Source organism: Bacillus sp. T-10(2022) (assembly GCF_056502895.1).
Map to the genome: position 1 here is coordinate 3629585 of NZ_CP113518.1, position 12565 is coordinate 3642149.

A 12565-nucleotide genomic window follows, 5' to 3' on the forward strand; every position below is an offset into this window, starting at 1 on the left:
TTGAGATGCTTCTTTTACTGGTCATTCATTTAGCATATGCCGAACAATCAATGCCTCTTTGAGATAACCAATGATAGGTATTGCCCTTGATGACTAATTTCGATTTCCTTAGCTCTGAGATATTACCGCACCCGAGTGCAGTCATGATGATCTTTAAATCTTCATGTATGTAATTTATTTCTTTAATCAGTTGTTCCAAGCCCAACTCTTTATAGAGCTTGAGGAAATGTCCGGCCAATCCGACACCTTTCGCTCCTAATGCCAGGCTTTTTGAAATTTCCAGAGGACTTTGAATGCCGCCTGATCCAATGACTGATAGCTGTGGTGAAACATTAACTGCCTCGACAATCGAAGCGGCTGTCGGTATGCCCCATTCGTTGAAATAACCGAGTATTTTTGCGCGTCTCTCATTCTCGATTTTAGCAAAATTCGTTCCGCCAAACCCGCCTACATCAATGATCGAAATACCAATAGAATGTAATTGCTGCACCGTTTCCATACTCATCCCAAATCCAACCTCTTTTACGATGATAGGGATTCCGATCGTTCTATTGATTTTTTCAATTCTCGAAAGGGTACCGGCAAAATCCCTGTCCCCTTCAGGCATCGTCAATTCTTGAATTACATTGATATGAATCTGAAGGGCATTTGCCCCGATCATATCGCTGGCCCGCTTAGCCTGTTCGACTGTTGCTTCGCCACCGAGATTACCAATCAACACACCATTAGGATTTTCCTGCCTTACAACTTTAAAAGAAGCCTGCTGGCTAGAATCCTTGATGGCTGCCATTTGAGATCCGACCGCCATGGCGATTCCTGTTTCCCGAGCAGCAATGGCTAGGTCACCATTCAATTTTTCGGTTTCAGGGCCTCCGCCTCCGGTCATGGCATTTATGAAAATTGGCGAACTTAATTCAAGTCCGCCAACTTCTGCTGTGAGGTTCACATTATTCAAGGAAATACCTGGTAAGCTTTGGTGAATAAACGAAATATCTTCTAGTCCGGTTTTATGCTGCTGCCCTGTCTTTAGCGCAAATTCTATATGATCTAATTTTCGTTGTTTTCTCTCCAAGGCCATCACCATTATTATCTTATTTTAGTTTTTTCAATTGATCACCGATCATTTCACCTAGCTGAAAGCCCTTCGATTCTTCAGGGATCTCATAATCCGATGTATTGTAATTGGCTTGAGGTTCTTCAAGTTCCTTAATGCTCAATGATAGACGTTGATCCGTTTCATTGACTTCCAGCACCTTCACTTCGACAGACTGACCTTCTTTAAGCACTTCTTGCGGTGTGGCAATATGCTTGTGGGAAATCTGGGAAATATGAACAAGCCCTTCCACCCCTGGAAAAATCTCCACAAATGCACCGAAAGAAACAAGTCGTTTGACGATACCTTCCAGTGTAGAGCCTTTGGCCGCTTTTTCTGCAATGCCTGCCCACGGTCCCGGAAGGGTATCTTTAATGGAAAGAGAGATCCTTTCATTATCACGATCGATGGATAGTACTTTAACTTGCACTTTATCCCCTTCGGAAACGACATCGGATGCCTTTTCGACATGCTGATGGGAAAGCTGGGAAATGTGGACAAGACCGTCTACGCCCCCAATATCCACGAATGCACCAAAATCGGTAATCCTTTGGACCACGCCCTCAAGCACTTGCCCGCTTTCAATCTTATCCAAAACGTTTGCTTTTTGCTTTTCCTTTTGTTCTTGGACGACTGCCCGATGTGAGAGGATTAAGCGATTCTTGTCTTTCTCAAGCTCAACGATCTTGAATGTTAAAGTTTTGTTTTTGTAATCAGAAAAATCTTCAACGAAATAGTCTTCTACTAGAGAAGCCGGAACAAAACCACGTACGCCTAGATCTACAACAAGCCCGCCTTTGACGACATCTTTAACTTCAGCCTCAAACACGTCTCCATTTTCAAATTTCAATTCCAGGTCATCCCATGCTTTAAGAGCGTCAATTTTACGTTTTGATAGAATGAGAGCTTCTTCTTCGACCTTAATGACTTCCAGCTCCAATGCATCACCTTCCGAAACGGCATCTGACGCCTTTTCGACATGAAGGCTTGAAAGCTCACTTATTGGTATGATTCCATCAGTCTTGCTGTTTTCCACATCGACAATGACCTGTTTTTCTTCTACCTTTGAAACGGTTGCTTTAACTTGATCCCCAACTTTGTAATTGTTCACTTCTACCTGGTTCATATCTTCTGTCATTACTAACTCCTCCTTAACCCATGACTGATCAGCAAATTTCCTCTTCATCGGCCACATATTTTATTTAAAGTGGTTCAATAAAAACACTTTCCCAATAAAGATAAAAACAGTTTTTTTAGAGTAATAGGGTTATATTCCTTTTTATCGGCAATAAGGAATAATACCCTTATTTTATAAATTCTAACAAAATCAGAAAATTGTCAAGTATGAAGGACTATTTATGCTCGGAAATCAATTTCCCAATTTGGTCCATGATGATTTTGGTAGCCTCATCGGCTGATATTTTCTGTTCGCGATATTGAGTAAAATTTATTGGAGGACCGTAAACGACCTTCAACGGGCGCAAAAATTTATATGGGCCGATGATTGCACACGGTATGATAACGGCATCAGACCGCAAAGCGAAAAATCCAGCACCCGCCAAACCTTCTCCCAATTCACCAGTCTTGCTTCTTGTTCCTTCGGGAAACAGACCGATCGCCTTGCCCTCCTTCAAAAGCTTTAAACCTTTTCTCAGGGATTCCCGATCGCTATTGCCCCGCTTCACGGGAAATGCATTTACTCTGGGTAATATACCCTTTAAAACAGGTGCTTGAAACAACTCTTCTTTCGCCATGAAATGAATATCCCTTGGAGATGTCATTCCAACTATGGGCGGATCCAAATTATCAATGTGATTGGCACAGATCAATACTCCGCCCTCTTTAGGGATATGTTCCTTTCCGAGCGCTTTAACCCTAAACGAAGGCGTTAAAACGCCTTTTACGATGTTCTTGGCAAATGTGTAAAAATCCAATGTCATCTTTTCCTCTCTTCTATTAAAGACATGATACTTTCTGCAACTTCCTGAATCGATAATGAAGTCGTATCGATTTCGATAGCATCCGCAGCCTTTTTCAGTGGCGATACCTCGCGTTCCGAGTCCAGCTTGTCCCTTGTTGCAATTTCCTCCCTTAACTTTTCGATATCTGAAGGAAAACCTTTCAATATATTTTCCTGATGCCTCCGCTGTGCCCTTTCATCCACAGATGCGATAAGAAATACCTTTACTTCGGCGTTGGGTAAAACATGCGTACCAATATCCCTGCCATCCATGACGACACCGCCATTTTCAGCAAAGATTTGCTGCCTGCGAACCAATTCTTCCCGGATGCTTCGGTGCTTTGCCACTTCCGAAACGGAACCAGTCACTTCATTATTCCTGATTTGGGCTGTCACGTCCTCATTATCCAAGAACACCAACTGTCCATTTTCACTTGGTCTTAATTCGATTTCCGTATTGATGAGAACTTCTGATAATGCTGGTTCATCATCAAGAAGAATCTTTTGGTTAAGGGCCTTATAGGTAAGGGCCCTATACATTGCACCTGTATCCACATATATGTAATTGAACTTTTCTGCAACAATTTTAGCAACCGTGCTTTTTCCAGCAGCAGCTGGTCCATCGATTGCGACTGATAATTTTTTTTCCATAAATCCTCCCAAGAATCATACAATCATGCTGATTATTTAGTACCCTTTCATTTTATCACAACTAGCGGGAAAATCATTAATAAAAGGGATGTGAGGTTCAAAATCACCTTTGTTCTTTTTTATCATTACAGCTATCAATAGTTATCCCTTTTTGAAAATCTTCATACAAAAAAGCGGATCACCGCTTCAGACTGTAGACAATTCATAGAAAAACGAGTTTGCCTGCAGTATTTTCATTAAATTCTTCAATCTAGGTAGGGTTTTTTCCATATAAAAAGGAAAATATATTTTACATTTAAATCACGGTTCGGAGGAGCATTCCTAATTTCATTTTGTCGACAAAATGAAATTAATCACCGCTTTTACTTATCGGTCCCATTGAATGTTTCAATGATTTTCGTATAATTATTGCTGGTGACACCTTCATACCTCGAGAGCTTGGTCAAATCAAAGATTTGATCCTCCCTGCTCAAAAGGAACTGGAAAAAAAATAAGCAGGCCAATTGAATGATGATCACTTTAATTAATAGTCTTTCAAATGTTTTCATAAGCCGCACCCTCCATCTGTTTATATTAGCAGTATGGATGGAATCGCTGTTTTTCATTCAATCATGTTAAACATGCAAGCCTTTTTTCTTTAATTCGACCTGCTTTTCAAATATAAATCTCAATAATGTCTGTACATCATTTTTTGTAGGTTCAAGAAATTGGACGTGCAGCAGCATATTTCCATGCTCTTTCTCCGTTACGCGAATGACTTTGCTTTTTAACCTTAAATAATGAATCTCACCTGATTTAAGCGTGAGCGCCATCCACAGGTATAAGTGGGGAACCGATTGTATATCAGTGCCATTTAAAAGCCTTATGGAAGCTCCGCCTGCACTTATATCCTCTGATAATGCGCAAAAAGGGGGAAACTCGGAATGTTCTGGATGAATGGCTGTATCCAGGGTTACATCCAGGCGCACGTATTGCCTCCGTTGGATTTTCACAAACGTTTCTGCTTCGGGCAGCAATATTTGCATCATTGGTATCCTGCCTTTCACTTTTCCAAGCACTTCAGAATCAAATACATAAACAGCCTGCTCTTCATTGGAAAATGTGACGTTCAACTGTGTCCCATCCATAAGGAATGCAGTTTTACCAGTCTCTAAATTGATGGGAAAGTCGGTATAGACACAACCCTGTCCCATTTCGACGACCATACAATTGAACTTTTCCTTCTGTGATGAGTATTTCGGTTCGAGCATTAATATATCACCAATTTTAAACATCGTTATCCACGTCCTTTTGACAGAAAGGAAACTACATAATATTACCCATTAATTTCCCCATATTATCCAATAATCATTTACGTTATTATGTCATGAAATAAGAAAAAGGGAAAGTGACTAAGCACATTTCCCTACAACTAATGATTCACGATAACAGTTAACATTAAATTAAATTCTCGTATATCGGTTCGGAATTCTTTAATTTTTCCACCTTTTCTTCTTGACCGGTATCTGCATTAATGAAAATACGGTAGGTATCATCTTTAATCGTACCGAGAAATTCATAACATAGAACTTCTTCACCAATATCATTGGTGATTAACGCCTTTCCTTCTTCCATTATTTTTACATTACTGTTGATTTTGTCCTTAGCTTCTTTCTCGGATATGTTCGGATTCGCTAATTCCCTGGTTTTATGTGATTTTAAATACTCGTCCGCTGAAAATCCTATAATGGAACCATCATCCAATGCGACTTTGACCTTGACTGAATCCGGATAAATCTTGACGCCATTTTCTGATGTCACGAAATTCAATAATGCGATATTATCGTACTGAGCACTTTCAAATAATTCAAGTGAACTGAAATCATGTTCCTTTAAAAATTCTTCGGCTTTTGTATAGGCTTGATTCAAATCAATATTTGTTTTGTTCACGTCCCTATTATTGATATACCAAATAGGGTAACCGCCTTTTTTTGTCAAATCCATATTCAATTCGGTATCGGAATCTTTATCGAGAATGCTCACACTATAAAATCCAAAATCGGAACCTTTTCCGTTTTCCTCCACATTCACCTGCATATTTCCGCTTTTTGAGTGTGCATAGTTTTTTGCTGTCGCAATGGCTTCTTTTTTTGTTATGGTTTCACCTTGCAAATTTTTAAAGTTTTCATCCCTCTGTTGTGCAGATGTAAAAGTCGGATTCATCTCATTCGTTTCGCCGTACCCAGATACTTTTTTCTCCACCGTCTTTAATCCGTCGATGATCGTGTTATCCGAATTTTCTTTCCCTGATGCAAGAGCCATTTCGACATCCATCCATCTTAAATTGTTTTTCAGGACTAGATACTGCACTTTTCTTAACTCGCCCTGGATGTCCCCAGCCTGTGTGTACAAGGATTGTAGAGTCGCATATTCCTTATCATTCAATGGTTCTTTTTCAAGGTCACGTACCGCTGTTTTATAACTGAAGTCTGCAATTTTCGATAAAAATTCTTCTGTCTTATTAAAAGGAAGCAAGGTCAATGGCAACTGCCCGACATCACTTTGGGCTTCGGAAGTGATACGCCAAACATCCGTTAAAGCCGGACTTAATGAATAACGTGAATTCATGGCCAAAGTACTGCCGACCTTATCATGCAATAAATCCACTTGATAGCTTAAATCATGAAAGGCTCGCTGATACGTATTTTCCGCGTTGATTAATACAGCATTTTTTTCCTTATGTTCTTGATAGCCCCAGAATGCAGTTCCCGCAACAACTACAACAAGCAGGGCAATCACTATATTCCTGATCATTTTCCTTCACCTCTTTACTTACAAAAGATATGTTTTCCGATTCTTTTAATTTGTTCCCTTGACCAGATCCATTTGCTTGTTGCCGTATCGGGGTTAAAATAATATTCTGCATTACCGCTTGGATCCCATCCATTGATAGCATCCACCACGGCTTCTTTCGCCCTTTCGTTCGGTGTCAGCCAAATCTGTCCATCCGCAACAGCCGTAAAGGCCCCAGGTTCAAAAATCACTCCTGAAATGGTATTAGGAAAAGCAGCACTTTCCACTCTATTCAGTATTACTGCCGCAACGGCAACCTGACCTGTATATGGCTCCCCTCGTGCTTCTCCATAAACGGCATTGGCCATCAGCTGTATATCGTTTTGAGAATATCCTCCTGGAAGATTGGCTGATGTCGTTGTTTTGGAAGGAGCTTTTCCGGAAGCGGCCCCTCCAGACGTAGTGCCATTTCCTTTCGCTTTTACCTGTTTTTCAATGGGGACTCCTCCATAATAGGTGAACTCGTTCCCTTTATTGATCTGCTCATGAACCCATGCTTTATTGAAATTAGACGCATTCGTCAACTTCTGTTTTGTTGTAGTCCCTGCCAAACCATCTATTGGAAGCCCGAAATCTTGTTGAAAATTTCGAAGTGCCCAATAAGTGCCCCATCCATAGGCTCCATCAATCTTTCCATTATAGTAACCGATGTTTTGTAGGCGTGCCTGCAGTTCAATTACATCGTCTCCAACCGCACCTTTTTGAATGATTTGGCTCGAAAAGGCATTTGTTCTTGTTTCCGGGTAAATTCCGAAACAAATAGTAATACACGAAAACAGCAAAAGCCATTTCCATTTTGACGAAATTCCTTTCATCAAAAACACTCCTCTTTTTCTTGAATTAATGTAATTCTATTTTCTTCTTTACTGGCTTTTTTATTCCAAACATCAAAAAAACGGAGCGGGCAAAATATGCCAGCACTCCGTTTTTGATAGTATTCTTCATTTACTAAGGTATTGATTTTGAGAAAGTTTTTCTGCATGAAAGTCAGACAACAAACGTGCTTTTTTTACTTTTTTCATGCCTAGCCACCATAAATAAATCATGAATGGCATGATAAAGTACACCCAAAATTTTTGGGAAACTAAAATATAATCGTAAACCCCATGTAACGAAATTGGTATGATCAATGCCAATGATAAATAGACCCTATTATTCGATGCTGAAAATTTAGCCTTGCCCAAATAATATCCCATGATCACACCGAACAAAGCGTGACTGGATACAGGGAGAACGGCCCTGAGAAAAGCATGTTCCACCCCGTTGGCCAACAAGTACAAAATATTCTCCATTGTTGCGAATCCAAGGGAGACTGCAGCTCCGTAAACTATCCCATCATACGGCTCATCGAATGCTACATGCTGATAAATGACATAAATGAGTATGAACCACTTGAAGAATTCCTCAAGCAGTGCAGCCCATAAAAATGCATTTGCTAAATCGGTATTCAAGATATGTTCCGTTTCGAGCACATACTGTATGAACATAATCGGCAATACAAGAAAGACACCGAATAAAAATGTTTTGACCACAACCGATATCGGTTCGGTTTCATATTGATCTTTCAAATAGAAATAGCTCAGTAGCGCCAATCCTGGCGCAATGGCCGCTGACAACATGACCAGCATTAGCTGACCCTCTTTTCATCTTCGTTTCCTTAATCGTACCATGGATTGAAGAAAAACTGAATCCAAGAATCAAGTCTTCCAAATTTTATTTAATCCTTCAGTACTTAAAGAAGGTCTCATCTATAGTGTTTTCGCTTGCCAGCATGACAGCTAACTTAATCCGGGCCTTCTTGCTGTCATAGTCAGCGCCTAATATCACGCCGCGTTGTTTTAGATCAAATGCGCTGCCTTCATAATCATAAGCTGGGTAAACTTTTCCTTCTTCCGCACTTGTAGTCATGATGATCGTTATGCCTTTATCGATTGCAGCCTGTATGGAAGTCACCATTACAGGGGTAACCTGTCCCCTTCCTACACCCTCGAGCACGATGCCTTTCGCACCTTTTGCAACCGCAGCATCAATAAAGAGGCCATCAGAGCCTGTATGGCACTTGATGATATCCACCCTTGGAATGCGATCCCGAATATCATAGTACTCCCTATGTAATGGTTTTTGATAGATGCTGACGACATCATTATCAATTATCCCCAAATATCCATAGCCAAAAGATACGAAACCCTGCAAATTGGAAGCATGAACTTTTTTGACATACTTGGCTGAATAGATCCGCTCATTAAAAACGACTACTACGCCGACGTCCCTTATAAGATCACTCGCAGCGCATAATATCGAATTCCTTAGATTGGAATACACATCGGTGCCCACCTCTTGAGGAGAACGTTGTGAGCCGGTTATTACGATTGGACGTTGATCCTTAGTCGTGACATCAAGGAAATAAGCCGTTTCCTCAAGTGTATCCGTACCGTGGGTCACGACGATTCCCGTAACATCAGGATCCTCCAATTCCTTTTGAATGGCTGATTTAAGCTGCTGCATTTTCTCGAAGGACATGGACATGCTTGAAATCTGGAAAAGATCAACCACTTTAACCTCGATATCGTTGGGCAATTCGCAAAGTGATGCCAACTCATGGCCAGTCAATGCACCAGAGGCCAACATACCATTTGCAGTTGCTTTACTGGCAATAGTCCCACCAGTCGTTATTAATGATATTTTTTCCATACGGTCCCAGCTCCTTATTTATATAATTCACTTTTCTTTAACAGCCAAGTGATAAGCAATCAATCCACCATGGAACCTGCCGTTCTCGATGAAGATTTCGTTCGCATTATTTCCGGCTGCCAGAACTCCTGCAATATAAAGACCTTTAACGTTCGTCTCCATCGTTTCTTCGTTATATGCGGGCCTTCCAGTTTCCTTATCAATAGTAATGCCCATTGAAGCTAAAAATGAGTGGTCAGGATGGTATCCAGTCATAGCAAATACAAAATCATTTTTAATGACTTTTTCCTCATCACCTACATGATAGATGACGCTGTCTTCCGTTATACTGTCAACATTCGCATTAAACTCCATCTTGATCGTTCCATTGCGGACCAATGATTCGAATTCGGGAAGGATCCAAGGTTTGATACTTGAAGAGTAATCCGATCCTCTATAAAGGACTGAAACCCTTGCTCCTGATTTGACCAATTCCAGAGCTGCATCCACACTTGAGTTTTTGCCACCGATGACGGCTACATCACAATTAAAGTAGGGGTGGCCCTCCTTGAAGTAATGAAACACTTTAGGAAGCTGTTCACCCGGTATGCACATATAGTTCGGATGATCATAGTATCCGGTCGATACGATGACATGCAGAGCTGTATAGTCACTCTTCGATGTCTTGACTAAAAACTTCCCATCTTCACGCTTTTCCACTTTTTCCACTTTTTCGAATTTATTAACCCGCAATTCTTTCCTTCTGACTACCTCCCTATAATAGGCTAGCGCCTGGTTGCGGACCGGTTTACGGTTTTCGATTATAAAAGCGATATCACCAATCTCCAGTTTTTCACTCGAACTGAAAAATGTTTGATGTGTCGGATAACGGTATATGGAATCTACCACATTGCCTTTTTCAATGATCAGGGACTGTATTCCCACTTCTTTAAGAGCGATTGCAGCAGCCAATCCACAAGGGCCCCCACCTATGATAATGACTTCTTCAACATTCATCTTTATTCCACTGCCTTTCCATGCACTATGTAATTCGTTCGTCTAAATAATAAAAACTCCTATCAATACATGATAGGAGTTTTTACAAATCATTTCAATGATAAAGCAATGAACATGATTTTAACTATAAATTAATACATGAATTGAATCTTTTAGATCCAACCACGGAAGCGAGAAGCTTCAGCCATTTTTCTTACGCCAATCATATAGGCAGCAAGGCGCATATCTACACGTCTTGATTGTGCAAGTTCATAAATGTTATTAAAGGATTTCACAAGGATTTTTTCCAGCTTTTCGTCCACTTCTTCTTCAGACCAGTAATATCCTTGGTTATTTTGTACCCATTCGAAGTAAGAAACCGTTACACCACCAGCAGAAGCAAGGACATCAGGAACAAGAAGGATTCCGCGATCCGTCAGGATTTGTGTCGCTTCTATTGTTGTTGGTCCGTTAGCTGCCTCGACAACGATCGATGCTTTGATATCAGCAGCATTTTCTTCAGTGATTTGGTTTTCAATTGCGGCCGGAACTAGAATATCACATTCCAATTCAAGCAGTTCTTTATTTGAAATTGTGCTTTTAAACAATTTCGTTACGGTTCCGAAACTATCTCTCCGATCGAGAAGATAATCGATATCCAAGCCTTCAGGATCATGAAGAGCACCATATGCATCCGAAATCCCAATAACTTTAGCACCTGCATCATGCATGAATTTAGCTAAGAAACTACCGGCGTTACCAAAACCTTGAATGACGACCCGTGCCCCTTTAATATCGATGCCGCGTTTCTTGGCAGCTTCATTGATACAAATCGTTACACCCTTGGCAGTGGCTGATTCACGACCATGGGAACCACCAAGCACTAGCGGTTTACCCGTAATGAATCCTGGCGAGTTGAATTCATCCATACGGCTGTATTCGTCCATCATCCAAGCCATGATTTGAGAGTTTGTGAACACATCAGGTGCCGGGATATCTTTAGTCGGCCCAACGATTTGGCTAATTGCGCGAACATAGCCCCGGCTCAGCCTTTCAAGCTCACGGAATGACATATTACGAGGATCACATACGATACCGCCTTTACCCCCGCCGTATGGCAAATCAACGATGCCGCATTTCAAACTCATCCAAATGGATAATGCCTTCACTTCACGTTCCGTTACATTAGGGTGAAAACGGATACCACCTTTTGTAGGCCCAACAGCATCGTTATGCTGTGCACGGTAACCCGTGAAAATCTTAACCGATCCATCATCCATGCGGACTGGTATCTTCACCGTTAATAAGCGCAATGGTTCCTTCAACAGCTCAAAAACTTCTTCCGGGTAACCCAGCTTATCCAAAGCTTTATGTATTACAGTTTGGGTAGACCTCAGTACGTCGTGTTTTTCTTCTTCATTTACATGGCTATTGCCTTTTGCCGATTCCATTAAAGTACCTCCTAGAAAATCTCATCCATATATAAAATCTATAATGTACAAATAGTCCTCTTCATGTGCTAGTATACACCTTCGTTACAGATATGCAAGAGTAAAAACGGGAATTTAAAAGTTAGAAATATTCTAAAAATGAAAACGTTATCATATCAACTGTTTTCATACACTTTAACCGTATATCTTCTTCGGCCGAGAGTTGAGACAAATAAGGCAAACCGCATTGTTTTTTCCTAATGTGGCCGCCTTGTCTCATTCGTTTTACATCAACTGAAGTGTGTGAGCAAAACATGTATCGCTTCATTTTCGATTATACATGTTCCGTATTCATTGATGCGGCAGAGTGTCAATGTAGATGCATGGCCATACTCAGCCGCTAAAGATATGACCGTGTCATAGGTGGTGTCTTTAACATTTTCGATAAGTAAATAGTATCTTCCCTCAAAATGATAAAGAGTACTTTTAAGCAAACCTTGAAAAGATAATCTATGAGATAATTGGACGATATCTTCAAAGTCATTGAAAACATACAGAATATGGGGGAAGTCATCAATTTTCACTTGTAAATCCAAGTACTCCTCTTCATCTGTCAATAATTCTTCTTCGTCCTTTGTCACAATGATTATCAATCCTTGAGCAGGCAAGGAGAAAATTTCAATTGCAATGGAGCCACTCATTTTAAAGCTGAGTTCTTCGCATGCTTCTTCGACCATATCCTGAAATAGCTTGTGGACCTTTAAGGAATTCCCTAAAATATCTTCTTTGGTAATGCCTCTATCAATTAAATCATCAAGGGTCAAAAAAATCTTGATTTTATTATTAGTTAATCGCTCCAGCTTCATAAAAAAATGCCCCCTGGTTACCATCTTCATACATCATATGAAGCCTTGGTCGCAGGGTGCATATCCA

At 40.5% G+C, this 12565-nt stretch carries 13 protein-coding genes; all 13 read right to left on the reverse strand.

Features of this window, described 5'->3' with window-relative positions:
• Positions 1–25: 25 nt before the first annotated feature.
• The 13 genes from fni to OSJ91_RS17725 all read right to left on the reverse strand — a co-directional run bounded on the left by fni (position 26) and on the right by OSJ91_RS17725 (position 12498).
• Positions 26–1072: a type 2 isopentenyl-diphosphate Delta-isomerase gene (gene fni / locus OSJ91_RS17665; RefSeq protein WP_485890156.1), complete on the reverse strand. Its 1047-nt coding sequence runs from the start codon at positions 1070–1072 to the stop codon at positions 26–28.
• Between the two features lie 19 nt (positions 1073–1091).
• On the reverse strand, positions 1092–2231 hold the full coding sequence (rpsA, locus tag OSJ91_RS17670; RefSeq protein ID WP_350299374.1) for a 30S ribosomal protein S1: 1140 nt from the start codon (positions 2229–2231) through the stop codon (positions 1092–1094).
• Between the two features lie 214 nt (positions 2232–2445).
• A complete protein-coding gene (locus tag OSJ91_RS17675; protein ID WP_350299375.1) occupies positions 2446–3033 on the reverse strand; it encodes a lysophospholipid acyltransferase family protein in 588 nt (195 codons plus the stop codon).
• On the reverse strand, positions 3030–3704 hold the full coding sequence (gene cmk, locus OSJ91_RS17680) for a (d)CMP kinase (RefSeq protein WP_350299376.1): 675 nt from the start codon (positions 3702–3704) through the stop codon (positions 3030–3032). Before cmk ends, OSJ91_RS17675 begins: the two co-directional genes overlap by 4 nt.
• 362 nt (positions 3705–4066) lie before the next feature.
• Positions 4067–4252 (reverse strand): YpfB family protein, encoded by a 186-nt coding sequence (locus tag OSJ91_RS17685; protein ID WP_133347608.1) that lies wholly within the window; start codon positions 4250–4252, stop codon positions 4067–4069.
• Positions 4253–4318: 66 nt separating this feature from the next.
• Positions 4319–4978 carry a flagellar brake protein gene (locus OSJ91_RS17690; RefSeq protein WP_485890157.1) on the reverse strand — a complete coding sequence of 220 codons (660 nt, stop codon included), beginning with the start codon at positions 4976–4978 and terminating at the stop codon, positions 4319–4321.
• A gap of 163 nt (positions 4979–5141) precedes the next feature.
• Complete coding sequence (ypeB, locus tag OSJ91_RS17695) at positions 5142–6497, reverse strand: germination protein YpeB (RefSeq protein WP_413018740.1); 1356 nt, start codon at positions 6495–6497, stop codon at positions 5142–5144.
• A gap of 14 nt (positions 6498–6511) precedes the next feature.
• Positions 6512–7351: a spore cortex-lytic enzyme gene (gene sleB, locus OSJ91_RS17700; protein WP_485890158.1), complete on the reverse strand. Its 840-nt coding sequence runs from the start codon at positions 7349–7351 to the stop codon at positions 6512–6514.
• Positions 7352–7477: 126 nt separating this feature from the next.
• On the reverse strand, positions 7478–8164 hold the full coding sequence (gene prsW / locus OSJ91_RS17705) for a glutamic-type intramembrane protease PrsW (RefSeq protein WP_350299380.1): 687 nt from the start codon (positions 8162–8164) through the stop codon (positions 7478–7480).
• Between the two features lie 97 nt (positions 8165–8261).
• Positions 8262–9227 carry an asparaginase gene (locus OSJ91_RS17710; RefSeq protein WP_485890159.1) on the reverse strand — a complete coding sequence of 322 codons (966 nt, stop codon included), beginning with the start codon at positions 9225–9227 and terminating at the stop codon, positions 8262–8264.
• A gap of 27 nt (positions 9228–9254) precedes the next feature.
• Positions 9255–10223, reverse strand: coding sequence for a YpdA family putative bacillithiol disulfide reductase (locus tag OSJ91_RS17715; protein ID WP_350299382.1), 969 nt, complete (start codon positions 10221–10223; stop codon positions 9255–9257).
• A gap of 152 nt (positions 10224–10375) precedes the next feature.
• The gene (locus tag OSJ91_RS17720) at positions 10376–11653 is read right to left on the reverse strand and encodes a Glu/Leu/Phe/Val family dehydrogenase (RefSeq protein WP_048681753.1); all 1278 of its coding nucleotides are present in this window, start codon (positions 11651–11653) and stop codon (positions 10376–10378) included.
• A 269-nt stretch (positions 11654–11922) separates the two neighbouring features.
• A complete protein-coding gene (locus OSJ91_RS17725; RefSeq protein WP_101222440.1) occupies positions 11923–12498 on the reverse strand; it encodes a genetic competence negative regulator in 576 nt (191 codons plus the stop codon).
• Positions 12499–12565 lie beyond the last annotated feature (67 nt).